Below are 24,891 nucleotides of genomic sequence, written 5' to 3' on the forward strand. Positions count from 1 at the left end.
CCCTGGAAGTACTCAACGAGTCCCTCTCAACCCAAACAGCCGCATAGGCTCTACGCCCATAAGAAGGCTGTCCGGAATCACCGTGGCCCCTCAGTAGAGCTGCGCGGCGGTGAACGTGCGGAAGTCGCGGGTGCGGGAGTAGTAGATGCGGGCCTTGTCGACGCCATTGCGCGGCGAGATCGTCGCCCAGTAGACGACGTAGTCGCCGGTCGCCGGGTCGTAGATCGCCTCGGGCGCCCACGCACAGCCGGCGTCGGGGATGGCCCCGGCCACGTTCACCAGGCGCGGCACCGACCAGGTGACAAGGTCGGGCGACTCCCAGACGACCAGCGAGGTGCTGCCGTCGTGCTGGGCGACGTCCCAGCCCTTGCCGGCGGCGATGCGCAGGTCGGTGGCGATCAGGTAGAACCGGTCGCCGGACGGCGAGCGGACGATGGCGGGGTCACGGACGCCGAGTTCGCCGATGCTGGAGGTAAGCACCGGTAGAGAACTGTTGAGGTCGGTCCAGTGCAGGCCATCGGTGCTGGTGGCGAAGTAGATCTGCTCGCCGTTGGCGCTCTCGCCGGTGAAGTGCGCCATCAGGTAGGCGGTGTAGGGATCGGCGGCCTTGGCGGGGCGTTCGAGAACAGTGAGACCGAGGGCGAGTAGCAGCACGCCGGCCAGGCCGATCAGCGCCGGTCTCCGCAAAACGTGTGTCATGGTCGCTCCGAACGTGCGGTCGGTCACGGGGAGGTGCGGGTCCACTGCTGGTTGGTGCCGCTACCGCAGGCGTACTGCTGGATGTCGGCACCGTCGGCGGTCGAGGCGCCGGACACGTCCAAGCATTTGCCGCTGTGCCGGGCCGTGGTCCGGTACGACGGCGTGGCGCCTGATCCCGTGATCACGCCGGTGGCGACCTCGATCGTGATCTGCGAGTGCCGGCTCAGGCTCATGCTCGTCGCGGACCCGGACGTGATCGGCAGCCGCACGTACTGCGAGCCGTTCACGCGGCCGTCCCGCGCGCGCCCGCCGGTCGCCCATGTAGAGACTTGTCGTCGAGGTGCCCTGCACCAGCAGGACGTAGACGCGCGTCGCCTACGTTGGTCCACCCAGTCCACGAGCCGGAAACGCTGGCGGCTGTGGCGTACCTCGCTTGATCGGGGCTCCATCCGGTGGCCGCGCCGGAGCTGACCTCCAGGTGGACGGCGTAGCCGTTGCCGGACTGGTTCGGACGCTGAGACCGGCGGTGCGGCCGTGCCGGCGGCGACCGAGCTCAACGGGACCATCATTGGCGCGGCGAGCTTTGAACGCAGGGACACGGGACCACCCTCCGAAATCTGCGCCAGAAACATTTGTTAGCGTTAACAAACAGCCGTAGGTCCAACGAAGAACATGAGACAGGATCCCCTTGCGGGAACTGGGACGACCGGGTTGTGCGCGACGTTTGAGGCGTCTTGCCGCAGAGTGTTTACGCAACCAAAAGGCTTGTCAAGAGCCGGTCGAGAAAAAGGGGAATACGCTTTCCAATTGCCTGAGCAGGGTATTGACTGATCTGACGTGATCGCTCACGCTGATGGGCGCCTCGACGTGCGCTGGCGCTTTGCCGTCGGCAAATGATCACCTGCCATTCACATCGACGTCTAGCTCAGCGGCGCTTCAGCGATGATGACACTCAAATAGCAGAAGACTCTCATGACGGTCGGCACCTGGGGGACGATCATGGCCGCGCACGACCCTCGCCTGCTCCGGTGCAGTGACCACGGCCGCGCCGGCCTCCGCCGCGACGCTGCCGGCAGGTGCCCGGCCGCTGGAGTCGGTCAACCGTCCCGACCGGTACTTTCGGCACGCCGGCAGCCTGCTCGCCCTTTTTCGGCAGCTCAACAGCACGCGAGATAGGAACAAATGGCGCATATGGCAACGGTCAAGCACGCATGGTTGCTCGGTGGCTGCTCGCGTGTACGCGATACAGTGCGACATCCATCGCTACTCCCCGACACGATAACAGGGACGATAGTGGGACAGAGCAATAGAGAACGGTATCCTGCGGCACTGAGCGGCACCAATCGAAACGACTCATAATCCGTCGGTCGTGGGTTCAAGCCTCCGCCCTACCAGGCAGTCCTTGATCGAGCAACGGCGTCTGACCGTCGAAGAGTAAGCCTTCGAGGGGATTCAAGTGACGACGGCGAGCGGCCGTGGGGCAGCCTGCCGCCTGCGCAAGGCGAACCGCCGGCTGGCCTTGCGAGGACACCATGCTGATGCCGCCGGCATGCGCCCCGGCACAGTGCGCCAGGGCGCGGTCGCCGGGCCCGTGGCCGCCGATCGACGGCTGGGATGAGCCCGTGTGTGGTACGGGTGGCCGACACCCGCACCACACACACCTGCAGTGCGATCGTGTCCACCAGAGCTACTGTCAGGACGGATATCCCCCCTCACCGGCTGATCGCTCTGGTCACTGAAACGAGCTACACCCAGCTCGGTACACCGTCACTGTCAGTCGAGACTGCCTAGCGACTTCGCGACGAGGAACGTGTCCTCGTACAAGTACAGGCGTGCGATCAGACCGTCCATCACGGTGACGTGGAAGGCGACGGGCATGCGGAACCGGCGGCCGTTCGTCGCGACCGTCTGCCCCAGATCGGCCAGGACGACGGCGTCGGAGCCGTCGACGAGGATCTTGTCGATCGACATCTCGGCCTTGCTCGGGACGAACGCGGAGCCCATGAGCCTGAAGTATTCAGGTACCTGTTCCCGTCGTGACCGGGGCCCCGTCCATGGGACCTCCGCACTGCCTGGCACGTACCAGTCGATCTCGTCGGCGAACGCGTCAGCGATACCGTCGAGGTCCCCGGCGCCCAAGAGCGCGAAGAAGCGCTCCACTGTCTCCCGCGTGCCGGCCTCGTTGGTGGGCACCAGCATCGTTTCCCCCTAAGTAACTTAGTTTGTTACGTCTAAGTCCAGAAAAAATGCCCTTCAGCGCCTGCTCCCCCTGGATGGATTCGCCTCAGTCAGCGCCGGCCAGTACTCCCTGCAGTACCTCGGCGAGCGTGGTGCGGGCGAGTTCGGCCCGCACGGTCTCTTCAATGTGGTCGTAGATTCCCCGCATGGCCGGTTGGATGCCCACGCCCACCGGACACTCCTGATTCGGCGTCGACCGGTGCATCGCGAACAGAACGCCAGGCTCCACCGCCTGATAGACGTCGAGCAGGGTGATCGACTCCAGCTCACGGCTCAACGTCCAGCCGGCTCCCGCGCCACGTCGAGACTCCACGAGGCCCGCCTTCTGCAACTCTCCCAACAGCCGACGAATGACCACGGGATTGGTGTTGACACTTCCCGCGATCTGCTCCGACGTGGAGATCTCGTTCCCCTGGCGTCGGTGCATCTCCATCCAGGTCAGTATGTGGGCCGCGATGGTGAGCCTGCTGTTGACGCCCACTCCGCCACCTCCTCGGGAGTCGCAACATTAATTGTTGCTACTATCCTGCCATCCCTGATCCTCGGGCTCCGCAAAACCCGCCAGGTGATCATTTTCATGCTCGGCCCGCGGCAAGGAAGCCTCTCCCCGCGATGCGACAGATAGGTGTCACATCGCCTTCTCGGAGGACGCCGTGTCCGGCGCGGCCCAGACACAATCGTCGGCACCGGTCGAGGTCGGCCGCGTCCAGCGCGACCGCTTCGCCGATGCGCAGGCCGGTGAGGTCAGCAGCCCAGTGGCGTCTGGCAGGTCGATGGGGAGGAGACGCATCGCCGCACCCTGATGTCAGACCTGGTTGAGGCCGCCGTCGACGTACAGTTCGCTGCCGGTGGTGAAGGTGCTCTGGTCGGAGGCCAGGAACAGTGCGGCCGCGGCGGGCTCCTCGGGGCGGCCCATCCGGCCCAGCGGCACGGTGCCGGCGAGGTGGGCCTTGAGCTGCTGGGCCTTCTCTTCGTTTGCGGCCAGACCGGTGATGCCGGGGGTCTCGACCGGGCCGGGTACGAGGGTGTTGACCCTGATGCCGCGGTGCCTGAGCTCGTTCGCCCAGGTGCGCGAGAAGGAGCGGACGGCGGCCTTGGATGCCGCGTAGACGCCGAACGCCTCGGCGCCCTTGGTGCCCGTGGTGGAGCCGGTCAGGATCACCGAGGCTCCATCGGCCAGCAGCGGCAGGGCCTTCTGCACGGTGAACAGCAGGCCGCGCACGTTGATACCGAAGGTGGTGTCGAAGTGCTGCTCGGTGACCTGCTCCAGAGGAGCGAACTCTCCGCCACCGGCATTGGCGAACAGCACGTCCACGGGGCGGCCGCGCTTGGCGACCGCTGCGTAGAGCCGGTCGAGGTCGGCCAGATCGGACACGTCGGCACGCACCCCAGTGGCGTTGGGGCCGATCTCGGCGACCGCGGCGTCCAGAACGTCCTGACGGCGGCCGGTGATGAACACGTGGGCTCCCTCCGCGGCGAAGCGCCGGGCGGCGGCCAGGCCGATACCGGTGGTGGCGCCGGTGACGACGGCTGTCTTGCCCTCAAGCTGACCCATGACTGCACTCCTGCTGTGTATGTGGATGAACTGGTTGGTTACGGCTTAGCCACCACCGCGGCACGGTGACAGCTGTCGTAACAGTACTTGTTACATCAAGGGTGTCAAGTTATCCGCTTCCTGGTCGGAGTCAGGGCGCGAGTCCGAGAACATCAGCCTGCTCGACGTCCGCCCGCGTCGCCGGACCCCGTCCGCACTCGTGGGGCACCGTTGTCACCGCACGGTGCGCGCCGTGCGTCATGGTCTGCGCCAGTCCCGCGCCCGCAGGACGTACTTGAACGTCTTCGCTGCACGCATCAGCTCTTCGGAGGTGTATGTCGCATGTGCGTGGTCGATCGCCATGACGGTGAGCACGATCAGGGGCAGGTCAGGCACCCTTCCGCGCGGCGGGCCTCGTCGACGACCTTGTCGAGGCCGGCCACCTCCTGCATGGCAATGGGCCAGGAGGCCACCTCGCCTCGTCCAGTTCTGGGAGCGCCATCTCGGTGTCCGGGGTCTGGTTGATGGCGACGATGTCCTCAGGGAGGTAGTCGTTTTGATCCTCGTGCGGAGGGTCGAGCAGCGGACCGGCCACATCGCCGGGGAAGCGCTGGGCGTGGTGCCGAACGTGGTGTCCACCGATGGAGTCGCCGATCAGCAGGTACGTAGCGCATGCGGTGAACGGCGTCGGCGAGCTGGGTGCAGGAGCACCGCGCCAGCTCCCGGCCCTACCGCCGACAGCTGTGAGCAGCGTCCGACTGTCCATTCGCCCTCCATCAGACAGGCATGCCTCTACCACGATGCACGGCCGGATCGCGACATAGACCCCAACACCATTGATGGGATGGATTCGCCCACCGGGAATCGCCCGCGCTCTTCGAGGCAGGGCTCTAGCTGCGCCTCCCTAGCGTATGCCTTTGAGGGGTAGACAGCACCCCCTAGGTTCGCCTATATATACATCCCATCTCTTCGTGTCGATGACACACGGATGTCGCCGATACGAAACATCTCCCGCTTCGGGATCAGCGCGAGGAAGTATCGATGAGACTCAGCACTGTCCTCTGCTCCGCCGCCTCCACCCTCTCCGCACTGGTGTTGCTCAGCGCATGCGGAAGCGCCGACACCCAGGCCACGTCGAGCGGCACGCCGCTGATCGGCGTCGACTACCCACGCTCCGACACCGACTTCTGGAACTCGTACATCAAGTACACGCCCGAGTACGCCAAGGAGCTCGGCCTCTCGCTCAAGACCACCAACTCGCAGAACGACGTCGCCAAGCTGACCGCCAACGCACAGACGTTCATCAGCCAGGGTGTGAAGGGCCTGGCGATGGCCCCGCAGGACACCGCCGCCATCGCCCCGACCCTCGCGCAGCTCGAGGCGAAGAAGATCCCGGTTGTCACCGTCGACACCCGCCCCGACACCGGCAAGGTCTTCATGGTCGTCCGCGCCGACAATCGTGCCTACGGCGAGAAGGCGTGCCAGTACCTGGGCGCCAAGCTGGGCGGCAAGGGCAAGGTCGTCATGCTCCAAGGCGACCTTGCCTCCATCAACGGCCGTGACCGCACCGAGGCGTTCAACGACTGCATGAAGAAGAACTACCCGGACATCAAGGTGTTCGGAGAGGCCACCAACTGGGACGGCGCCGTCGCTGCGCAGAAGCTTCAGACAGACCTGACCGCCAACCCGGACATCAAGGGCGTCTACATGCAGTCCAGCTTCGCCCTGTCTGGCACGCTCCAAGTGCTCAACCAGAAGGGCCTCCTGGTCGGGCCCGAGGACAGCAAGCACGTGTTCGTCGTCTCGAACGACGGCATCCCCGAAGAGCTCAAGTCCATCGCCGCGGGCAAGATCGACGCCACCGTCTCCCAGCCGGCCGACCTCTACGCCAAGTACGCCCTGTACTACCTCAAGGCCGCGATGGACGGGAAGACGTTCAAGGCCGGCAAGACCGACCACGACAGCACGATCATCCAGGTCCGCGACGGGCTGCTGGAGGACCAGCTCTCCGCCCCGCTCGTCACCGCCGACGGCGGCACCTACGGCGGGATCTCCAGCCTCAAGAGCGACGACAAGTCCCTGTGGGGCAACAACCTTGGCTGACATTCCGTCGGCAACCCAACAGCTTCCGAGAACAAGGCGGTTGAGATGAGCGACGGGGAGCGAGCAGTCCGCTCCACACCCGCCCTGGCGGACGACGGACGGGTCCCGGCGGACCCGCCCGTCGTCGAGGCGACGGGCATTGTCAAACGATTCGGTGCGACGGTGGCTCTCCACGGCGCCAGGATCACCATCAGGCATGGCGAGACGCACGCGCTCGTCGGCCGCAACGGGGCCGGCAAGTCGACACTGGTGTCCGTTCTGACGGGCCTGCAGGCCCCGGACGAGGGAACGGTGACCTTCGGCGGCAGCCCGGCGCCCCGGCTCGCGGACCGCGACGCCTGGCGGCAGAGGGTGGCCTGTGTCTACCAGAAGTCGACGATCATCCCCACGCTGACCGTCGCCGAGAACCTCTTCCTGAACCGGCATGAGCACGGCCGGAGTGGGCTGATCAGCTGGCAGGGTGTGCGCAGCCAGGCGCAGGAGCTGCTGTCGACGTGGTCGGTGGACGTGGATCCGCAAGCTCCGGCCGGCGATCTCAGCGTGGAACAGCGGCAGTTCGTCGAGATCGCCCGCGCGCTGTCCTTCGGAGCCCGGTTCATCATCCTCGACGAACCGACCGCGCAGCTCGACGGCGCGGCGATCAACCGGCTCTTCGAGAGGATACGCGATCTGCAACGCCAGGGCGTGACCTTCCTGTTCATCAGCCACCACCTCCAGGAGATCTACGAGATCTGCGACATGGTGACGGTGTTCCGGGACGCCCGGCACATCCTGACCGCACCGGTCACCGAACTTCCCCGCACCGAACTCATCGCCGCCATGACCGGCGAGGCGGCGGCCGACAGGCGCGAGGAACGGGCGAGCGCCCTCGACGTCGGCGCGGCGCCGGCGCTGAGTGTCCGGGGCCTCAGTGGCGAGGCCTACGAGGATGTCACCTTCAAGGTGGGCGCCGGCGAGATCGTCGGCCTGGCGGGAGCCGCCGGCAGCGGTCGCATCGAGGTCGCCGAGACCGTCGTGGGGCTGCGTGCCGCCGCCGACGGCGAGGTCGAGATCGCCGGGCGGCGGCCCCAGCCGGGCAGCGTACCCGCCGCACTCGCCGCAGGCGCCGGGTTCGTCCCGCAGGACCGGCACCACCAGGGCTTCGTCCCCGACATGTCGATCGCGGACAACGCCACGCTGTCCGTGCCCAAACGGCTCCGCCGGGGCGGATTCCTGAGCCGCGGCCTCCGGGACAGGCTCGCCGAGGGCATGATCGAGAAACTGGCGATCAAGACCTCGGGCCCCGACCTGCCGGTTTCGGCACTGTCCGGGGGCAACCAGCAGAAGGTCGTCATGGCCCGCGCTCTCGCCGACGACCCCCGGCTGCTGGTACTGATCAACCCGACCGCAGGCGTGGACGTGCGGTCCAAGGAATTCCTCCTCGGCAAGGTCGAGGAGACCGCGGAAGGCGGCACCGGAGTGCTCATCGCCTCCGACGAACTCGACGACCTGCGCATGTGCGACCGGGTCCTGGTGATGTTCCAGGGCCGAGTGACCTCAGAGATCGCCCGCGGCTGGCACGACCACGACCTTGTGGCCGCGATGGAAGGAGTGGACCTCAATGCCTGAAACCGCCCTCGCGGACACGCCCGCCCCCAAGCCCACGAAGCCCGGGGCCGGGCGGAAGGGGCTGTTCGGTGGCCGGATACCCATCGCCCGGCTGCGCGACCTCGCCCTGGTCCCCGCGATCGTCGTCATCGCGGTCGTCGGCCAGATCGTCAACCCGGTCTTCCTCCAGGTCGACAACCTGATCAACGTCTTGCAGACCATGTCCGAGATAGCCCTGCTGGTCCTCGCCCAGACGATGATCCTGATCGTCAAGAAGATGGACCTGTCGCTGGAGTCCACCATGGGCCTCGCGCCCGGCGTCGCCGCCCTGCTGGTGGTGCCGTCCGGCGTCGGACCCGGCCTCGGGCTCCTTCCCGGCGCCTGGTCGATCCCCATCACGCTCGCCGTGGGTGCGCTCATCGGCGTGGTCAACGCCCTGCTGATCATTCGCTTCGGTCTCAACGGCTTCATCGTCACTCTCGGCATGCTGATCGTCCTGCGCGGTGTCCTCACCGGCATCTCCGGCGGCCAGACCTTCTTCCAACTGCCCGAGTCGATGCTCTACCTCGGCACCGCCCAGTGGTTCGGGATACCCGCCTCCATCTGGATCTGCCTGGCGCTGTTCGCCGTCGCGATCGTCGCCCTGGGCTGGACCAGCTTCGGCCGCTCGCTGTACGCCATCGGCGGCAACGTCGACGCGGCGAAGACCGCCGGTATCCGCACCGACCGGGTGCTGTGGATCGTCATCGTCACCGGCAGCCTGCTGGCCGCCCTGGCCGGACTCATGCTGTCCGGGCGCCTGGCCTCCGTCGCCTCCGCGCAGGGCAATGGCTACATCTTCACCGTGTTCGCCGCCGCCGTCATCGGCGGGATCAGCCTCAACGGCGGCAAGGGCACCATGTTCGGCGCCTTCAGCGGCATCCTGCTGCTCTTCATGATCCAGAATGTGCTCACCCTCGCGGGCGTCCCCGCCCAGTGGATCGGCGCCCTCAACGGCCTGATCATCCTGGTCGCGCTGACCATCTCCCGCATCACGGGCGGCAAGGTCCAGGAGTGAACCGGGCGGCCCCACGCCGCCGTACGCCGCCCATCTTTGTTCCGTCGCAGGGGGCCGTGTCGCCGCCTGCCGCCACAGGAGTCGCTGTCATGTCCTCCGCTGTGTCCGCATCCGCCCGCATCACCGCACTCGACGTCATGGACGTCCGGTTCCCGACGTCCGAGCATCTGGACGGATCGGACGCGATGAACCCCGAACCCGACTACTCGGCCGCCTATGTCATCCTGCGCACCGACGCCGGTGACGGACTGGAGGGCCACGCCCTGGCCTTCACCACCGGACGCGGCAACGACGTCCAGGCCGCCGCCATCGCGGCCCTCTCCCCACACGTGATCGGACTGTCCGTTGCCGAGGTCTGCGCCGACCTCGGCGCATTCTCCCGCTCCCTCGTCCACGACCCCCAACTGCGCTGGCTGGGCCCGGAGAAGGGCGCCATCCACATGGCCACCGGCGCCGTCGTCAACGCCGCCTGGGACCTCGCGGCCAAGCGGGCTGGAAAGCCCGTCTGGCGGTTCCTCGGCGAGATGTCGCCAGAGGAGCTGGTCGCCCAAGTCGACTTCCGCTGGCTGAGCGATGCTCTTACTCCCGAGGAGGCACTTCAGATCCTGCGCCGTGCCGAACCGGGCCGTCAGGAGCGCATCGCCCACCTGCTGGAGCGCGGCTACCCCGCCTACACCACCACCCCTGGCTGGCTCGGCTACTCCGACGAGAAACTGGCCCGCCTCGCCCGCGAGGCCGTCGCCGACGGCTTCACCCAGATCAAGCTGAAGGTCGGCGCGGACCTCGAGGACGACGTACGGCGCATGCGCACCGCTCGTGAGACGGTGGGCGAGGGCATCCGCATCGCAGTCGACGCCAACCAGAGATGGGACGTGCAGCCCGCCATCGACTGGATGCGCGCCCTGGCCCCCTATGAGCCGTACTGGATCGAGGAGCCCACCTCTCCGGACGACATCCTCGGACATGCCGCGGTCCGCGCGGCCGTCAGCCCCATCAAGGTCGCCACCGGTGAGCACATCGCCAACCGGGTCGTCTTCAAGCAGCTCCTCCAGGCGGGCGCGGTGGACATCGTGCAAATCGACTCGGCACGGGTGGGCGGCGTGAACGAGAACATCGCGATCCTGCTGCTCGCCGCCAAGTTCGGGGTGCCGGTCTGCCCGCATGCGGGTGGTGTGGGGCTGTGCGAGATGGTGCAGCACCTGTCGATGTTCGACTACGTCGCCGTCTCGGGCACGGTCGAGGACCGGGTCATCGAGTACGTCGACCACCTGCACGAGCACTTCGTCGATCCGGTCCGCATTGAGGACGGTCACTACCTCGCCCCGACTCTGCCCGGACTCAGCGCGCAGATGCACCCGGAGTCCCTCAAGGAGTACACCTACCCCGACGGCCCGGTCTGGACTGCCCGTGTCTGACACCCGGCCTCTGGTCGACGCCCACCACCACGTGTGGAACCTCGATCACCACCCGCAGCCCTGGCTGGACCAGGCCGGCCACGAGCCGATTCGCCGCAGCTTCGGCCCCGACGACCTGCGATCGACCGCGACCCGGCTCATCGCCGGCCGACGGCTGACAAGCACGGTGGTCGTCCAGTGCGTCACGTCCGTGCCCGAGACGCGCGACCTGCTGGCTCTGGCCGACGAGAACCCGCTGATCGGCGCGGTCGTCGGCTGGGCGGATCTGACCTCCCCGGCTATCGGTGACGTGCTCGACGATCTGCGGGCCGGGCCCGGAGGGACGTATCTGCGAGCCGTGCGGCACATCGTCCAAGGCGAGTCCGACCCGGAATGGCTGCAACGCCCCGCCGTGGAGCGGGGGTTGCGAGCGGTGCAGGAGCGCGGACTCGGCTACGACGTGCTCATCCGCAGCCACCAGTTCTCCCAGGCGATCCGCCTGGCCGAACGCCTCCCGGACCTGCCGCTGGTCCTGGATCACGCAGGCAAGCCCCCCATCGTCCAGCGTGATCTGGTCGACTGGAACCAGCACGTGAGGTTGCTTGCCAGGCACCCGCAGGTGCGGTGCAAGGTGTCCGGGCTGGTCACGGAGGCCGACCACGACAAGTGGACGATCGCTGACCTCCGCCCGGTGTGGGACGTCCTGCTCTCCTCTTTCGGCCCTGAGCGGCTGATGTTCGGCTCCGACTGGCCGGTCTGCGTCCTGGCGGGGGGATGGAACCGCTGGGCCGCCACCGTCGAGGAACTCCTGAACGGCTGCTCCGCCGGCGAGACCGACGCCGTGCTCGCCGACACTGCGACTGCCTTCTACCGGCTGACACCCGCCCTCGATGGGAGAGCTGCTCCATGCTCCTGACCGAGCTGCTGCACCCCGGAATCCTCGAAGCCCTGGCCGGAGCCGGCCACGGCGCCCGCGTCCTGCTCGCCGATGGCCACTACCCCGCCAGCACCGCCACCGGAGAGCGGGCCAGGACGGTTCACCTCAATCTGGCTCCCGGCCTGCTCGACGTCACCACCGTGCTCGACGTCCTGTTGCGGGCCCTGCCCGTCGAGTCGGCCCAGGTGATGGTGCCACCCGAGGACGTACCCGAGCCGCCGGCCATCACCGAGTACCGCTCCAGGCTGGCCTCTGTTCCGGTCGAGGCACTCAGCCGCTTCGAGTTCTACGATGCCGCCCGCTCACCCGACCTGGCGCTGGCGATCGTCACCGCCGACATCCGTACCTACGCGAACCTCCTGCTGACCATCGGCGTTCGCGCTGAAAGGACCGTGACAACACGATGACACTCGCCGTCCGTTACACCGCCGCCCGAACCCTCGACACGGCGCCCGCCGAACCCACCTTCCCCGGACCGGGTGAGGTCGAGCTGGCCCCTGCCTACGTCGGCATCTGCGGCACCGATCTGCACATCTTCCATGGCGACATGGACGCCCGGGTCAGCACACCCGCGGTCCTCGGGCACGAGATGTCGGGCCGTGTCCTCCGCGTCGGGCCGGACGTCGAAGGCTGGCGGCCCGGCGACGCGGTCACCGTGATGCCGCTGCGCTGGGATGACAGTTGCCCCGCCTGCCGCGCAGGCAACCAGCACATCTGCCAGCACCTCGATTTCATCGGCATCGACTCCCCGGGCGCGATGCAGCAGCGCTGGATCGTTCCCGCCGCCACCCTCGTACGGCTGCCCGACTCGCTCCCCCTGGACCGCGCCGCGCTCGTCGAACCCACTGCGGTGGCGGTACACGACGTCGGCCGGGCCCGAGTGCGGGACGGCGAGCGAGTGGTCGTCGTGGGCGGCGGACCCGTCGGCATCCTGATCGCGCTCGTCGCACGCGCCGCTGGTGCCGAAGTCCGCGTGGTGGAGCCGAGCGGCCACCGGCGGGCCCTGGCGCAGGAGTTGGGACTGACCGCCTGGAACCCGGCTGTCGAGGACGTGCCCGGACTGGTCCGGCAGTGGACCGGCGACGCGGGCGCGGAGGTGGCCTTCGAGGTCTCCGGCGCGGCAGGCGGTGTGGACACCGCAGTCGAGGTGCTGGGCGTACGCGGCCGGCTGTGCCTCGTGGCCATCCACCCCCGGCCTCGAGAGGTCAACCTGCATCGGTTCTTCTGGCGCGAACTGACCCTCATCGGCGCAAGGCTGTACGACCGTTCCGACTTCGAGAAGGCGGTCAGGCTGGTTGCCGACGCCACCATCCCCGCCGAGCGGCTGATCAGCAAGGTGGTTCCGCTCACGGAGGCGCCCGCCGCGTTCGAGGCGCTCGAAGCGGGCGGCGACGTGATGAAGATCCTCGTGGACTGCACCGACGACGCACAGGGAGCAGCCGTATGACCGCCTTCGACCTCACGGACAGACTTGCCGTCGTCACCGGCGCCCGACGCGGCATCGGCCGGGCCATGGCCCGTGCGCTCGCCGAGGCCGGCGCCGACGTCATCGGCGTCAGCGCGAACCTGGAGGAGTCCGGCAGCGCCGTTGAGAAGGACGTCGTTGCCGCAGGCCGTACCTTCGAGGCGATCCGCACCGACTTCGCCGACGCCGAGGCCGTCCGGGCCCTGGCCACGGACCTCGCCGGACGTGAGCGACCGGTGGACATCCTGGTCAACAACGCGGGCACCATCCGCCGTGCCCCGGCGTCCGAACACCCCGACGCCGACTGGGAGCTGGTCCTCCAGGTCAACCTCAGCGCCCAGTTCACGCTGACCCGGGCGGTGGGCGCGGCGATGGTGTCCCGAGGTTACGGGAAGATCCTTTTCACGGCGTCGCTGCTCAGCTTCCAGGGCGGCATCAATGTGCCCGGCTACACCGCCGCCAAGCACGGCATCACAGGCCTGACCAAGGCCCTGGCCAACGAGTGGGCCCCGCACGGCGTCAACGTCAACGCCATCGCGCCCGGCTACATCGCCACCGACAACACCCAGGCCCTCCGGGACGACCCGGCGCGCAGCCGGGCGATCCTGGACCGCATCCCGGCCGGGCGGTGGGGCACCGCCGACGATCTCGCGGGCGCCACTGTGTTCCTGGCCTCCGACGCCGCCGCCTATGTGCACGGCGCCGTCCTGCCCGTCGACGGCGGATGGCTAGGTCGATGACCGTTGACCTGGCCTCCGTGCCAGGCGGTGCCGGGATCATACCGGTGCTGACCGTCCCGTCCGCCTCAGTCGCCGGCCCGTTGGCCGACGCGCTCACGGCGGGCGGGGCGCGGTGCGCTTTCCGGACCGCCGACGCCGAGCAGGTGATCAAGGCGATGGCGGCGCACGGCGGGTTGACCGTCGGCGCCGGAACCGTGCTCTCCCCCGAGGAGGCGGAGCGCGCCGTGGCGGCCGGCGCCCGCTTCGTGCTCTCGCCCGGCTTCGACGAGGAAGTCGTCGCCACGTGCCAGGCACTGAACGTGCCCGGCATCGATGCCGCCTGTTGGGCCGACTGCCTCGCCGAGGCCGCGGTCGTCGCCGTCGGCGGCAGCTGGATGGCCACCACCGCCCATGTGGAGCTGGAGAACTATGCGGAGATCCGGCAGGTGACCGCCGATGCCGTGGAGAGGAGCAGGGCATGACCGCGCACCTCCCCGGCATCGACGTGGTCGCACTTGGCGAGGTGATGCTGCGTTTCGACCCGGGCGAGGGCCGGATCCGCACTGCCCGCTCCTTCCAGGTCTGGGAGGGTGGCGGCGAGTACAACGTCGTACGGGGTCTACGCCGCTGCTTCGGTCTGCGCACGGCTGTCGTGACCGCCCTGGCCGACAACGCGGTGGGACGGCTGGTCGAGGATCTGATTCTGCAGGGCGGCGTCGACACCACCCTGATCCGCTGGGTCCCCGGAGACGGCATCGGCCGCGCCGTCCGCAACGGCCTCAACTTCGTCGAGCGCGGCTTCGGCATCCGGGGCGCGCTTGGCGTCAGCGACCGCGCCAACACGGCCGTGTCACAGCTGCGTAGGGGGGACATCGACTGGGACGCCGTCTTCGCGGTGGGCCCGCGCTGGTTCCACACGGGTGGCATCTTCGCCGGTCTGTCGGACACCACGGTGGAGGTGGCCGAGGAGGCGATGACGGCGGCACGGCGGCACGGCGTCACGGTCTCCTACGACCCCAACTACCGGCCCAGCCTCTGGGACGGCCGAGGCGGCGCCGACCGGGCGCGCGAGGTGGACCTGCGGATCGCCCGGCACGCGGACGTCGTGGTGGGCGCCCTGGGCTTGGCCGGGAGGCGCCCTGGGACGACCCGCATCGCGGCCGACGAGGTGCCGGAGGCGCTCGCCGAGGTAGCCGCCCTGGCGCCCGAGGCGAAGGTGCTGGCGACGGCCCTACGCGAGGTTCCCTCCGCCGGGGTGAACGATTGGTCCTCGGCCGCCTGGTCGGCGCGGACCGGCTTCGTCACCGGCCCCGAGCTGCCCGGTCTCCACGTCCTGGACCGCATCGGCTCCGGCGACGGCTTCGCGGCCGGCCTGATCTACGGGCTGCTGACCGGCGGGGAGGAAGGCGGCCTGCCGACGGCGTCCGGGCCGACGCTGTCTGTCGAGGCCCCCGTTCTCAAGCGCGCCCTCGCCTACGGCACTGCTCACGGCGCCCTCACCATGACCACGCCCGGCGACGTCTCCATGGCGTCGCTCGCCGAGGTCGAGGCGCTCATGGCGGGTGTCTCAGCCGCGGTCAGACGCTGATACGCCAGCCGGCGGCCGCCTGACTCCGCACCCCCAAGGAGCACACCTTGCGACACCGGAAGATCACAAACACCTCCGTCGAGCTCAGCGAACTCGGCTTCGGGGCCTCCGTCATAGGCAACCTCTACCGCGTCACACCGACCCCCGACGCGGCAGCCGCGGTCGAAGCTGCCTGGGACGAAGGCATCCGGTACTTCGACACAGCACCCCACTACGGCCTGGGCCTGTCCGAGCACCGCCTGGGCGCCGCACTGCGGGACCGCCCGCGGAACGAGTACGTCCTATCGTCCAAAGTGGGCCGTCTGCTCGTGACCGACGAGCAGCCGCGCGGGATCGACAACGAGGGTTTTGCGGTCCGGGACGACCTGCGCAGGCAGTGGGACTTCAGCCGCGACGGGGTACTGCGCTCCATCGAGGCGACACTGAAGCGCACGGGCCTCGACCGTCTGGACGTCGTCTACCTGCACGACCCCGACGACCACTGGAGGAAGGCCGCCGACGTGGTGATACTCGCCGGCCGCTACACTCTGCTCGACCAGTCGGCGTTGGACGACGTCCTGCCCGCCGCCCAGGAACTGAACAAAAGTGTGGTGGCGGTCGGGGTGTTCAATTCGGGGCTGCTCTCCCTCGACCGGCCAGCCGAGGGCATGAAGTACGACTACCGGGATGCGCCGCCTGCCCTGGTGGCCCGTGCCCTGGCGATCGCCGAGGTCTGCGCGGCGCACGGCACAACGCTCCCAGCCGCGGCGATTGCCTCTCCGTACACCCATCCCCGTATCATCAACGTCACCCTGGGCATGCGGAGTGCTGAGCAGGTCGCGCGGAACGCGGAACTCCACCGTCAGCGCATCCCCGAAGGTCTCTGGGAGGATCTTCGTGCCCAAGGATTGATCAGATCGGGTGTGCCCGCGGAGAAGGGTCACAAGAGGAGTTCGCATTGTCGCTGACCGACAAGGCCATAGCGCAGATCCGTGAGCTGATCCGCACCGGCGCGCTGCCGCCGGGTTCGAAGCTGCCACCGGAACCGGACCTGGCCGCTCAACTCGGCCTGTCCCGCAACCTCGCCCGCGAAGCGGTCAAGGCACTGGCCGTCGCCCGAGTCCTGGAGATCCGGCGGGGGGACGGCACGTACGTGACCAGCCTGCAGCCGAGCCTGCTCTTCGAGGGTCTGGGCGGGGCTGTGGAACTGCTGCAGGGCGACTCGGCCGCCCTGCAGGATCTGATGGAGGTGCGTCGGCTCCTCGAACCGGTCGCCACCGCACTGGCCGCGATCCGGATCTCCGACGAGCAACTCGCCGAGGTGAAACAGCACTTGGACGCCATGCGTGAGGCCCGCGACGACGTCGAACGGCTCAACGCCCACGACGCGGCGTTTCACCGTGCCGTTGTCTCAGCCACGGGCAACGACACGCTGCTCACCCTCCTGGAGGCCATCTCCGGCCGTACCCTGCGCGCCCGCATCTGGCGTGGCCTCGTCGACGCCCAGGCCTCGGGCCGTACCCTCGCCGAGCACGAGGCGATCTTCATGGCCCTGTCCAACCGTGACGCCGCTCTCAGCCAGGCCGCCGCGCTGATGCACGTCAACAGCACCGAACAGGGATTGAGGGAGTACCTGCGCTCCACCGAATCCCTGTCCTATGAAACGCCGACGGCGCACGGCACCGAAACCTGACCGACGCGGGCCATGGACCACAACGAGCAGTGACCTAGGCAGACACCGATCCCGTCTACTGGGTGACGCCAGTCCTACGGACGCCCAGACACCGGAGCGGCCGAGCACGACGCTGAAGTGTTCGCCGACCCCGCCCGGTTCGACCTCGACCGACCTGCCGTACCGCATCTCACGTTTGGCCACGGCGCCCGCTCAAGCGTGGCCGGAACCTGCTCGCGGCCCGCATGGCCGAGAGCCGACAGCGGTCCGGCGAGGCCGGTTTCGGCCACGGAGCGTCACGGAGTCCAGGTAGGTTTCCGAAGCTCGACGATGCCCTCCATGGGAAACCGCTCGTCAGCGGTCCCCGCGTAGGCGAATGTCTGGAAGTCCACGTCTTGCCCGCCGAAGTGCCATCCGACCCGATAGCCCAGGCAGGAGACGATGATGTGCGCCAGCCGCCAGGCCATCGTGGTCACCGGCGCCGGCACCGGGCCAGGGGACATTCCCCCGAACCGGCCGACACCGGTGCGGCCGACGTGCCACGTGGGCGGATGCTCCAGACGCTCAAATGATCGGGAATTTCAACGAACCTGCAGGCCGGTGACCGCCCTGCCGATGATCAGTCGCTGGATCTCCGACGTGCCCTCGAAAATGGTGTAGATCTTGGCGTCCCGGTGGAAGCGCTCGACCGGGTGCTCCCTGGTGTAACCGGCGCCGCCCAGGATCTGGATCGCCTGCTCCGTCACCCACACCGCCGTCTCCCCCGCCACCAGCTTCGACATCGACCCCTCCGCCTGCGTGAACTGCCGGCCGCTGCGCGCCATCCAGGCCGCCCGCCACGTCAGCAGGCGGGCCACGTCCACCCGCGTGGCCATCTCGGCCAGGAGGAAGGCGATCGCCTGGTTCTCGCCGATCTTGCGGCCGAACTGCTCCCGCTCGCGGGCGTAGTCCCTGGCGTACTCGAAGGCCGCGCGCGCGATGCCCACGGCCATGGAGGCGACCGACGGGCGGGTGGTCTCGAACGTGCGCATCGCCGCCTGCTCGCCCGCCCGCTCCCCATTGCGTACGCGCGCCAGCCGGGCGTCCAGCTTGTCCTTGCCGCCGAGCAGGCAGGAGCCCGGTACGCGCACGCCGTCCAGGACCACCTCGGCCGTGTGGGAGGCGCGGATCCCGTGCTTGCGGAACTTCTGGCCCATGGACAGACCGGGTGTGCCGGGCGGGATGACGAAGGACGCCTGGCCCCGGGTGCCGAGCGACGGGTCGACCGAGGCCACGACGACGTGGACGTTGGCGATGCCGCCGTTCGTGGCCCAGGTCTTGACTCCGTCCAGCACCCAGTCGCCCCGGTCGTGGACGGCGCGGGTGCGGATGGCGCCGACGTCGGAGCCGGCGTCCGGTTCCGAGGCGCAGAAAGCGCCCAGCTTGACGTCGTTCTCCGTGCCGAACATCTGCGGCAGCCACTCCCCCATCTGCTCCGGGGTGCCGTTCGCCGCGAGGGCGGCGGCGGCCAGGCCGGTGCCGACGATGGCCAGGCCGATGCCCGCGTCGCCCCAGAAGATCTCCTCGAACGCCACGGGGAGCGCCAGCCCGCTCTCCTCGAACCACTGGGTGGCGAAGAAGTCGAGGGAGTACAGGCCGATCTTGGCCGCCTCCTGGATGACCGGCCAGGGGGTCTCCTCCCGCTCATCCCACTCGGCGCCCGCCGGGCGGATCACGTCGCGGGCGAACTCGTGCACCCAGTCGCGTACCTCGACCACGTCAGCGCTGGGCTCCAGGCAGAAGCCGGCCATGTGCGTACTCTCCTCAGACGGGTTACCGTTGGTAACACATTACCGGCCGGTAGCCATGGGATGGAATGCCCGGCTTCAGTGTCTGGGTGATCTCGCGGACACGAGCACGGCCAGGGCCGCCAGCGCCATGCCGATCGCGAGGCCGTACATCAGCGGGGTGAATCCCCCGAACGCGGCGGCTACCTGCGGTCCGACGCTGCCGCCGACCGCGAGGGCGAAGGAGAACAGCGACAGCGCGGTTCCCCGCGCCTGGCCCGCGCCCGCGGAGATGGACTCGTTCATGCTGGGCAGGCCGCCGGTGATGGCGGCGACGTAGACGGCGAGCAGCAGCACCAGCGCGGCCGCGCCGGTCAGGCCCACGGCCGCGAGCGCGAGGGCGCCGGCCGCCATGAACGCCGCCGCCCTGATCGTCGTGGGGATCCGGGCCAGCCAGGGCATGAGCAGCGGCATCAGGACGATCGAGGGGAGCCCGGCCGCCCGGAGCGTCAGCAGGTCGGAGGACGACGTCACACCGTAGATCTGCAGACCGGTGTAAACGGCCACGAAGCCCACCATCAACATGATCGTGGCGACGTACCGGAGCCCGAGGACGCGGTGAAACAGCAGGCCAGGCACCGCCCGATAGACCGACAGCAGCGAACCGGCGCCCTCGCGCGGCAGGTCGGGCAGCATGACCGCCCGCACGCCCAGGAAGGCCAGGGAGAAGCCGGCCGCCGACAGCAGGAACAGCCCGCGCCAGCCGATCGCGCCCACCAGCAGCTGGGCGGCGACCTGGAGCACCACGGCGGAGGCAAGGAACGCGCCGGTCACCGCCGCGATCGCGATCACCCGCCGGCGCGGCTCGACCCGTTCGGCCAGGTACGCCATGCCGGCGGGCGGGAACATCGCCACCGCCAGCCCCTGTATCGCCCGCAACGCGAACGCGACCTCGGGGGACGGGCTCAACGCCACCGCCGCCGAGGTGAGCGCGGCCAGCGGCAGTCCGATCATCAGCAATCTGCGGCGCCCATAACGGTCGGAAAGTGGGCCGAACACCAGGAAGCCGGCGCCGTACCCGATGCCGAACGCGGTCACCAGCCAGGTCAGCCCGCCCGGCGAGGAACCCCAGCCGGCGGCCATGTCGTGCAGGAGCGGGATCACGACGTACAACTGGCCGCTGACCAGCACAGCGGTGAGGGTGAACGCCGTCATCGTGCGCCCGAACGGGGCGCGGACCGGTGCGGCCGCCGCGAGGGTGGGCGGCGCGTAAGGAGTGGTTGTCGCCATGTCTCCGGACGGTACACCAACCAACTAGTTGGATGTCAACTGGATGATTGGATTGCAACCAACTGGTTGGTGGCTATGATGGGCGGCATGGCACCCAAGGTCTCGACCGCCGCCACGCGCGCCGCCCTGCTGGAGGCCGCGCGGGAGGAGTTCGCCGCGTACGGCGTGGCAGGCGCCCGCGTGGATCGCATCGCCGAGCGCGCCGGCGTCAACAAGGAGCGCATCTACGGGCATTTCGGCAGCAAGGAGAAGCTGTTCGACGCCGTCATCACCGAGGCACTCGACGATCTGACCACCCGGATCGCGCTCCCCGGCGGCGACCCCGCGGACTACGTGGCCAGGCTGACGGACTACTACCACACGCATCCCGAGCTGGTACGGCTGCTGATGTGGGAGGCGCTCAACTACCGCGGCCCGCAGCTGCTGCCCGGCCAGGAGGCGCGGGTGGAGCGGTGTGGCCGCAAGACCCGCTCGCTGGCAGAGGGACTTGGGGTGGAGCCCTCCCCCAGGGTGGCACGGATGGTGTTCCTGCTGACGGGACTGGCTCTGTTGCCGTCGATGCTGCCGCAGCTCGGACGGATCATCCTGGGAGATGCCGCGGACGACCACGAGGCCATGCGGGAGCAGATCGCCGAGATCGTGGCAGCCGGCTTCAAGTAACGGCGGCTTGGGAGCACGCCACGATGAGCGACAGCGGGGGGAACACAGTGATGGGCGGCACATCTGAGGGCGGGAGCGGGGCGCCGTTGTGGCGCAGGATGGCCGGGCGTGACCCCGCCGAGCCGCATCGGGTCGCCACCCCGCTGGAGCTCCTGTCCGATCTGTGCTTCGTGGTCGCCGTGGCGCAGGCCGCCGCCACCCTCCATCACGCGCTGTCCGAGGGGCATGCGGGCACGGGCGTGCTCGGCTACGCGATGGTGTTCTTCGCGATCTGGTGGGCGTGGATGAACTTCACCTGGTTCGCCTCCGCATACGACACCGACGACACGGCGTACCGCTTGCTGATCTTCGTGCAGATGGCCGGGGTGCTCGTCCTCGCCGCCGGGATCCCGCGGGCCCTGCAGGACAGGGACTTCACGCTGGTCACCGTCGGTTACGTGGTGATGCGGGTGGCGCTCGTGCTGCTCTGGCTGCGCGCCGCCCAGGGGCACGTCGAGGGGCGGCGCAGCGCGCTGCGGTACGCGTCCGGGCTGGCGGTGGTCCAGGTCGGCTGGATCGCCCGGCTGGCATTGCCCGAGCAGACAGGGCTGGCGGCCTTCTTCGTGCTGGTGCTCGCGGAGCTGGCGGTGCCGGTCTGGGCCGAACGGTTCTGGTCCACCACCTGGCATCCGCATCACATCGCCGAGCGCTACGGCCTGTTCACGATCATCGTCCTCGGCGAGTCCATCCTCGCGGCCACCATCGCCGTCCAGACCGGGCTGGAGCGGCGGCTCGACGCGGGTCCGCTGCTGTCGGTGGCGCTCAGCGGCATGGTCATCGTCTTCGCGATGTGGTGGCTGTACTTCTCCCGCTCCGCCCACCTGTTGCTGACGTCGAACAAGGTCGCTTTCCGCTGGGGCTACGGCCATTATCTGATCTTCTCCTCCGCCGCGGCGATCGGCGCGGGGCTGGCGGTGAGCGTCGACTTCCACACCCATGAGGCACATATCGGCTCCTTCGGGGCCGGGGCGGCGGTCGCCGTACCGGTGGCCGTCTTCCTCATCAGCCTGTGGCTGGTGCATGTGCGGCCGCATCGCCCCGGTCCCGTGGTGGACGGCTCCTATCTCGCGGGGGTGGCCGCGGTGCTGGCGACGCCGTTCACCGGCCTGCCGCTGCCGCTGATCGCGGCGGTGATGATCGCGCTCATCGTGGTGACCCAGCACGCGGCGGCGTCCGTACGCCGGAAGTCCGGGTCGACGGCGGTGACGTGACAGCAAGCGTTCATGTGGTGATGGTGATCATGGGTGGGCGTTCGCCTATCCCGATGTCGCGCAAGAGGACGTCGTGTCCGTCCGACCCCCTGCGGAACTGCGCCAACCGCTCCGAAGGTTCGTGGCAGTCACGGATCTTGCCCTGCCGCCGCAGCCGTGACCACGCGGCCAGCATGATCTGGGAGGCCATCCCCCCGAGCGCCTCGGTCGACTGCGGGGAGTGCTCGCGCGACCCCAGGTCCACCTGGGCGAGCGCGTCCAGCCCGGCCAGGTCCAGCAGATCGATCAGGAGCCCGAGCTCCACGCCGTACCCGGTGAGGAACGGCACCCGCTCCAGGGCCGAGCGGCGGCCGGCGTACTCGCCGGCCAGGGGCTGGACGAAACCGGCCAGTTGTGGCCAGTGGAGGTTGATCAGCGGGCGGGCCACGAGCTCGGTGACGCGGCCGCCGCCGTTGGAGGTGTCGTACAACGGGCGGTCATAGACACCCTTGGCGTACACCACGGTGGGGTCCGCGAGGAGCGGCCCGAGCAGGCCAAATATCAACGAAGCGCGAAATTTCCGGATATCTGCGTCGGCGAACACCAGCACGTCCCCCGAGGTCACCGCCAGCGACTTCCAGAGCGCCTCGCCCTTGCCGTCCAGCGGCGTGAGCTGAGGGAGGATCTCGTCCTGCGCGTGCACGCAGGCCCCCGCGCGCGCCGCCACGAGCGCCGTGTCGTCGGAGGAACGCGAGTCGATCACCACGATCTCGTCCACGAGCCCGTCCAGCTCCCGCCGGATCACTCTGACGATCTCGCCCACGGTCTCCCGCTCGTCGCGGGCCGGGAGCACCACGCTCACCGTGGTCCGCCCCTTGACGGCCTTCAGGTCCCGGAGCGGCCAGTCCGCGGCGGACGAAGTACGGCGCCGCAACCATCCCCGCACTTCAGGAAGCATGCGACACCTCCCCCCGTATCCCACATTTCAGCTTATGCGGTCGTGGCGTGCCGCTCCAGGAACGTATACACGTCGGCCTCGTCCACCCCCGGGAACGAGCCCGGCGGCAGCGCGGCCAGCACGTGGGAGTTGGCGCGGGCGGACGGCCAGGCGTACCCCTCCCAGCGTTCGGACAGCTCGGCGGGCGGGCGGCGGCAGCAGTCGCCGTTGGGGCAGCCGGATCTGGTGCGGTTGGTGGTCTCGCGGCCCCTGAACCAGCGCGACTCCTTGTACGGCACCCCCAGCGTGATCGCGAAGTCCCGCTCGCGCGACGGATCCACGTGCGCCACGCAGAAGTAGGTCCCGGTGGGCGAGTCGGAGTACTGGTAGTACACCGAGAACCGATCGGGCGAGGCGAACACCTGCCGCCCCGACCACTGCAGGCACATCCGCTGCCCTTCGATGGCCCCCTGCTCGTCGGCCGGGAAGACGATGCCGTCGTTCTCGTACGCCTTGTAGATGGTGCCACCGGCGTCATTGCGCACGAAGTGGCAGACGAGGCCCAGGTGGTGGGTGGCCAGGTTGGTGAAGCGATGGGCGGCCATCTCGTACGAGACCGCGAAGACGTCCCGCAGGTCCTCCACCGACAGCGCCCGGTCGGCCTTGGCCTCCTGGAGGTAGAGCGCGGCCGTCCGCTCGGGGACGAGGACGGCGGCGGCGAAGTAGTTGGCCTCGGTGCGCTGGCGCAGGAAGTCGGCGAAGTCGCGCGGCTTGCCGTGGCCGAGCGCGAGGTGGCCGAGGGTCTGGAGCAGGATCGTGCGCGGGGTGTGCATGCCGAGCTGCTCGTGTTTGACGTAGATGCGGCGGTTGCGGAGGTCGGTGATGGAACGTACGGACCGGGGCAGATCTTGCGCGGTGTGCACCGTGTAGCCGAAGTGCGTGACCAGGCTCTGGATCATACTCTGGGACAGGGCGCCCGTACGGTAGCCGACCGCGTCGAGCGCCTTGGCGGCGGCCTGCTCGATCTCACCGAAGTAGTTGCCCACCTCGCGCTGCCTGCGCCGCAGCTCGGCGTTGGCGGCCCTGGCCTCCTCCGGGGTGGCGGTGCCGCGGGCCTGACGGGCGCGCAGCTCTCCGTACAGGCCGAGAATGTGTTCGAGCACGTCGTTCGGCACACGGGCGGAGACCTTCAGGCGCGGCAGCCCGAGCGCGGCGTAGATGGGGTCGCGCTGCGCCTCCTCCAGCGCGATCTCGAGCTGCGCGCGGCGGTTGGGCGCCTGGCGGCGCAGCAGCTCCTCGACGGGCACGCCGAGGGCGGCGGCCAGCGCCTTCAGCAGGGAGAGTTTCGGCTCGCGCTTGCCGTTCTCCAGCAGCGACAGCTGGCTGGGCGCCCTGCTGACGCGCGAACCGAGGTCCGACAGGGTGAGACCGCGCTGTTTGCGCAGGTGGCGCAGGCGCTGGCCAAACGCGATGAGATCGAGCTCCTGCGTCAAAGACAGCGGTTCTTCACCTAGCAAGGGCGCCATGCGGGCATCTTAGGCAGAAATTCGGCCCATTTTCTAGAGCCTTCCGGCACGCGTCGGGTCACTCGGATTGGTCTAGGCCAAAGAGAAAACTATGGATTTCTTCACAGTTGAATACCCGCGAGTAATACACATTCAGGAAAATTACGCGATTCTTCTGCACGTTCTCGACTATGGGGCGGGCGTGCCGGGGCACAGACTCGGCGTGAGCCCCAGGGGACGAAAAGGAGTGAACCATGATCGATCGCCTCAAGGGAGCTGCTGAGCAGCTGCAGGACGAATGGGACAACGACCCTCGCTGGGAGGGCGTCGAGCGCACGTACCGCGCGGAAGACGTGATCAGGTTGCGCGGCAGCGTGCAGGAGGAGCACACGCTGGCCCGGCTGGGCGCCGAGCGGCTGTGGGACCTGCTGCACACCGAGGACTACGCGTCCGGCCGGACGTGGCGCAGCCCGAACCCGCTCTTCGACGACGTCTGGTCGATCAAGGCGGTGGGGGACCGCGAGCTCCGGAT

The 24,891-nt window shown here is 68.7% G+C and carries 25 protein-coding genes and 1 pseudogene; 15 read left to right on the top strand and 11 right to left on the bottom strand.

Annotated elements, in window-relative coordinates:
* Positions 1-90 precede the first annotated feature (90 nt).
* From AB0J64_RS52105 to AB0J64_RS52130, 6 genes are all read right to left on the bottom strand, one after another.
* Complete coding sequence (locus AB0J64_RS52105; protein WP_364045153.1) at positions 91-699, bottom strand: glycoside hydrolase family 43 protein; 609 nt, start codon at positions 697-699, stop codon at positions 91-93.
* 23 nt (positions 700-722) lie between these two features.
* Complete coding sequence (locus AB0J64_RS52110) at positions 723-986, bottom strand: RICIN domain-containing protein (RefSeq protein ID WP_364045155.1); 264 nt, start codon at positions 984-986, stop codon at positions 723-725.
* Between the two features lie 1,486 nt (positions 987-2,472).
* Positions 2,473-2,898, bottom strand: coding sequence for a nuclear transport factor 2 family protein (locus AB0J64_RS52115; protein WP_364045157.1), 426 nt, complete (start codon positions 2,896-2,898; stop codon positions 2,473-2,475).
* Positions 2,899-2,983: 85 nt separating this feature from the next.
* Complete coding sequence (locus tag AB0J64_RS52120) at positions 2,984-3,418, bottom strand: Rrf2 family transcriptional regulator (protein WP_364045159.1); 435 nt, start codon at positions 3,416-3,418, stop codon at positions 2,984-2,986.
* 324 nt (positions 3,419-3,742) lie between these two features.
* Positions 3,743-4,492, bottom strand: a complete 750-nt coding sequence (locus AB0J64_RS52125) for an SDR family oxidoreductase (RefSeq protein WP_364045160.1) — start codon at positions 4,490-4,492, stop codon at positions 3,743-3,745.
* A 237-nt stretch (positions 4,493-4,729) separates the two neighbouring features.
* Positions 4,730-4,867 carry a hypothetical protein gene (locus tag AB0J64_RS52130; protein WP_364045162.1) on the bottom strand — a complete coding sequence of 46 codons (138 nt, stop codon included), beginning with the start codon at positions 4,865-4,867 and terminating at the stop codon, positions 4,730-4,732.
* Positions 4,868-5,512: 645 nt separating this feature from the next.
* Here AB0J64_RS52130 and AB0J64_RS52135 point away from each other — a divergent pair.
* The 12 genes from AB0J64_RS52135 (at position 5,513) to AB0J64_RS52190 (ending at position 16,993) form a co-directional block, all read left to right on the top strand.
* A complete protein-coding gene (locus AB0J64_RS52135; protein WP_364045164.1) occupies positions 5,513-6,574 on the top strand; it encodes a sugar ABC transporter substrate-binding protein in 1,062 nt (353 codons plus the stop codon).
* Positions 6,575-6,619: 45 nt separating this feature from the next.
* The gene (locus AB0J64_RS52140; RefSeq protein WP_364045166.1) at positions 6,620-8,182 is read left to right on the top strand and encodes a sugar ABC transporter ATP-binding protein; all 1,563 of its coding nucleotides are present in this window, start codon (positions 6,620-6,622) and stop codon (positions 8,180-8,182) included.
* On the top strand, positions 8,175-9,218 hold the full coding sequence (locus AB0J64_RS52145) for an ABC transporter permease (RefSeq protein ID WP_364045168.1): 1,044 nt from the start codon (positions 8,175-8,177) through the stop codon (positions 9,216-9,218). The genes AB0J64_RS52140 and AB0J64_RS52145 overlap by 8 nt, the downstream gene beginning before the upstream one ends.
* A gap of 89 nt (positions 9,219-9,307) precedes the next feature.
* Positions 9,308-10,633 carry an L-fuconate dehydratase gene (locus AB0J64_RS52150; RefSeq protein ID WP_364045170.1) on the top strand — a complete coding sequence of 442 codons (1,326 nt, stop codon included), beginning with the start codon at positions 9,308-9,310 and terminating at the stop codon, positions 10,631-10,633.
* Positions 10,626-11,528 carry an amidohydrolase family protein gene (locus tag AB0J64_RS52155; protein ID WP_364045172.1) on the top strand — a complete coding sequence of 301 codons (903 nt, stop codon included), beginning with the start codon at positions 10,626-10,628 and terminating at the stop codon, positions 11,526-11,528. Before AB0J64_RS52150 ends, AB0J64_RS52155 begins: the two co-directional genes overlap by 8 nt.
* On the top strand, positions 11,519-11,956 hold the full coding sequence (locus tag AB0J64_RS52160; protein ID WP_364045174.1) for an RbsD/FucU domain-containing protein: 438 nt from the start codon (positions 11,519-11,521) through the stop codon (positions 11,954-11,956). Before AB0J64_RS52155 ends, AB0J64_RS52160 begins: the two co-directional genes overlap by 10 nt.
* Positions 11,953-12,996: an alcohol dehydrogenase catalytic domain-containing protein gene (locus AB0J64_RS52165; protein WP_364045175.1), complete on the top strand. Its 1,044-nt coding sequence runs from the start codon at positions 11,953-11,955 to the stop codon at positions 12,994-12,996. The genes AB0J64_RS52160 and AB0J64_RS52165 overlap by 4 nt, the downstream gene beginning before the upstream one ends.
* Complete coding sequence (locus tag AB0J64_RS52170) at positions 12,993-13,754, top strand: SDR family oxidoreductase (protein ID WP_364045177.1); 762 nt, start codon at positions 12,993-12,995, stop codon at positions 13,752-13,754. Before AB0J64_RS52165 ends, AB0J64_RS52170 begins: the two co-directional genes overlap by 4 nt.
* The gene (locus tag AB0J64_RS52175; RefSeq protein ID WP_364045179.1) at positions 13,751-14,215 is read left to right on the top strand and encodes a hypothetical protein; all 465 of its coding nucleotides are present in this window, start codon (positions 13,751-13,753) and stop codon (positions 14,213-14,215) included. Before AB0J64_RS52170 ends, AB0J64_RS52175 begins: the two co-directional genes overlap by 4 nt.
* Positions 14,212-15,321 (top strand): sugar kinase, encoded by a 1,110-nt coding sequence (locus AB0J64_RS52180; protein ID WP_364045181.1) that lies wholly within the window; start codon positions 14,212-14,214, stop codon positions 15,319-15,321. The genes AB0J64_RS52175 and AB0J64_RS52180 overlap by 4 nt, the downstream gene beginning before the upstream one ends.
* A gap of 47 nt (positions 15,322-15,368) precedes the next feature.
* The gene (locus tag AB0J64_RS52185; RefSeq protein WP_364045183.1) at positions 15,369-16,268 is read left to right on the top strand and encodes an aldo/keto reductase; all 900 of its coding nucleotides are present in this window, start codon (positions 15,369-15,371) and stop codon (positions 16,266-16,268) included.
* The gene (locus tag AB0J64_RS52190) at positions 16,259-16,993 is read left to right on the top strand and encodes a FadR/GntR family transcriptional regulator (protein WP_364045185.1); all 735 of its coding nucleotides are present in this window, start codon (positions 16,259-16,261) and stop codon (positions 16,991-16,993) included. Before AB0J64_RS52185 ends, AB0J64_RS52190 begins: the two co-directional genes overlap by 10 nt.
* Positions 16,994-17,268: 275 nt before the next feature.
* Here AB0J64_RS52190 and AB0J64_RS52195 read toward each other — a convergent pair whose 3' ends face one another.
* The 3 genes from AB0J64_RS52195 to AB0J64_RS52205 all read right to left on the bottom strand — a co-directional run bounded on the left by AB0J64_RS52195 (position 17,269) and on the right by AB0J64_RS52205 (position 20,028).
* Entirely contained in the window at positions 17,269-17,460 is a 192-nt protein-coding gene (locus AB0J64_RS52195) for a hypothetical protein (protein ID WP_364045187.1), read from the bottom strand.
* A 93-nt stretch (positions 17,461-17,553) separates the two neighbouring features.
* On the bottom strand, positions 17,554-18,762 hold the full coding sequence (locus tag AB0J64_RS52200; RefSeq protein ID WP_364045189.1) for an acyl-CoA dehydrogenase family protein: 1,209 nt from the start codon (positions 18,760-18,762) through the stop codon (positions 17,554-17,556).
* Between the two features lie 75 nt (positions 18,763-18,837).
* Entirely contained in the window at positions 18,838-20,028 is a 1,191-nt protein-coding gene (locus tag AB0J64_RS52205) for an MFS transporter (RefSeq protein WP_364045191.1), read from the bottom strand.
* Between the two features lie 87 nt (positions 20,029-20,115).
* Here AB0J64_RS52205 and AB0J64_RS52210 point away from each other — a divergent pair, with 87 nt between their 5' ends.
* Together AB0J64_RS52210 and AB0J64_RS52215 are read left to right on the top strand one after the other, a co-directional pair.
* Entirely contained in the window at positions 20,116-20,688 is a 573-nt protein-coding gene (locus tag AB0J64_RS52210; protein WP_364045193.1) for a TetR family transcriptional regulator, read from the top strand.
* A gap of 50 nt (positions 20,689-20,738) precedes the next feature.
* Positions 20,739-21,938 carry a low temperature requirement protein A gene (locus tag AB0J64_RS52215; protein ID WP_364045194.1) on the top strand — a complete coding sequence of 400 codons (1,200 nt, stop codon included), beginning with the start codon at positions 20,739-20,741 and terminating at the stop codon, positions 21,936-21,938.
* A gap of 10 nt (positions 21,939-21,948) precedes the next feature.
* Here AB0J64_RS52215 and AB0J64_RS52220 read toward each other — a convergent pair whose 3' ends face one another.
* Together AB0J64_RS52220 and AB0J64_RS52225 are read right to left on the bottom strand one after the other, a co-directional pair.
* The gene (locus tag AB0J64_RS52220; RefSeq protein WP_364045196.1) at positions 21,949-22,875 is read right to left on the bottom strand and encodes a glucosyl-3-phosphoglycerate synthase; all 927 of its coding nucleotides are present in this window, start codon (positions 22,873-22,875) and stop codon (positions 21,949-21,951) included.
* A 32-nt stretch (positions 22,876-22,907) separates the two neighbouring features.
* Entirely contained in the window at positions 22,908-24,347 is a 1,440-nt protein-coding gene (locus AB0J64_RS52225; RefSeq protein WP_364045198.1) for a helix-turn-helix domain-containing protein, read from the bottom strand.
* A 266-nt stretch (positions 24,348-24,613) separates the two neighbouring features.
* On the opposite strand from AB0J64_RS52225, the pseudogene AB0J64_RS52230 reads away from it, so the two are divergent.
* Positions 24,614-24,891 (top strand): annotated as a pseudogene (locus AB0J64_RS52230) (hypothetical protein); the annotation flags it as partial.

The organism is Nonomuraea sp. NPDC049695 (assembly GCF_040674955.1).
Classification (GTDB): Bacteria; Actinomycetota; Actinomycetes; order Streptosporangiales; family Streptosporangiaceae; genus Nonomuraea; species Nonomuraea helvata.

Coding starts and splice junctions, on each gene's coding strand:
- AB0J64_RS52135 (WP_364045164.1), top strand. CDS start 5,513: ATGAGACTCAGCACTGTCCTCTGCTCCGCCGCCTCCACCCTCTCCGCA.
- AB0J64_RS52220 (WP_364045196.1), bottom strand. CDS start 22,875: ATGCTTCCTGAAGTGCGGGGATGGTTGCGGCGCCGTACTTCGTCCGCC.
- AB0J64_RS52215 (WP_364045194.1), top strand. CDS start 20,739: ATGGGCGGCACATCTGAGGGCGGGAGCGGGGCGCCGTTGTGGCGCAGG.
- AB0J64_RS52200 (WP_364045189.1), bottom strand. CDS start 18,762: ATGGCCGGCTTCTGCCTGGAGCCCAGCGCTGACGTGGTCGAGGTACGC.
- AB0J64_RS52180 (WP_364045181.1), top strand. CDS start 14,212: ATGACCGCGCACCTCCCCGGCATCGACGTGGTCGCACTTGGCGAGGTG.
- AB0J64_RS52205 (WP_364045191.1), bottom strand. CDS start 20,028: ATGGCGACAACCACTCCTTACGCGCCGCCCACCCTCGCGGCGGCCGCA.
- AB0J64_RS52170 (WP_364045177.1), top strand. CDS start 12,993: ATGACCGCCTTCGACCTCACGGACAGACTTGCCGTCGTCACCGGCGCC.
- AB0J64_RS52175 (WP_364045179.1), top strand. CDS start 13,751: ATGACCGTTGACCTGGCCTCCGTGCCAGGCGGTGCCGGGATCATACCG.
- AB0J64_RS52210 (WP_364045193.1), top strand. CDS start 20,116: ATGGCACCCAAGGTCTCGACCGCCGCCACGCGCGCCGCCCTGCTGGAG.
- AB0J64_RS52150 (WP_364045170.1), top strand. CDS start 9,308: ATGTCCTCCGCTGTGTCCGCATCCGCCCGCATCACCGCACTCGACGTC.
- AB0J64_RS52105 (WP_364045153.1), bottom strand. CDS start 699: ATGACACACGTTTTGCGGAGACCGGCGCTGATCGGCCTGGCCGGCGTG.
- AB0J64_RS52145 (WP_364045168.1), top strand. CDS start 8,175: ATGCCTGAAACCGCCCTCGCGGACACGCCCGCCCCCAAGCCCACGAAG.
- AB0J64_RS52165 (WP_364045175.1), top strand. CDS start 11,953: ATGACACTCGCCGTCCGTTACACCGCCGCCCGAACCCTCGACACGGCG.
- AB0J64_RS52140 (WP_364045166.1), top strand. CDS start 6,620: ATGAGCGACGGGGAGCGAGCAGTCCGCTCCACACCCGCCCTGGCGGAC.
- AB0J64_RS52115 (WP_364045157.1), bottom strand. CDS start 2,898: ATGCTGGTGCCCACCAACGAGGCCGGCACGCGGGAGACAGTGGAGCGC.
- AB0J64_RS52125 (WP_364045160.1), bottom strand. CDS start 4,492: ATGGGTCAGCTTGAGGGCAAGACAGCCGTCGTCACCGGCGCCACCACC.
- AB0J64_RS52160 (WP_364045174.1), top strand. CDS start 11,519: ATGCTCCTGACCGAGCTGCTGCACCCCGGAATCCTCGAAGCCCTGGCC.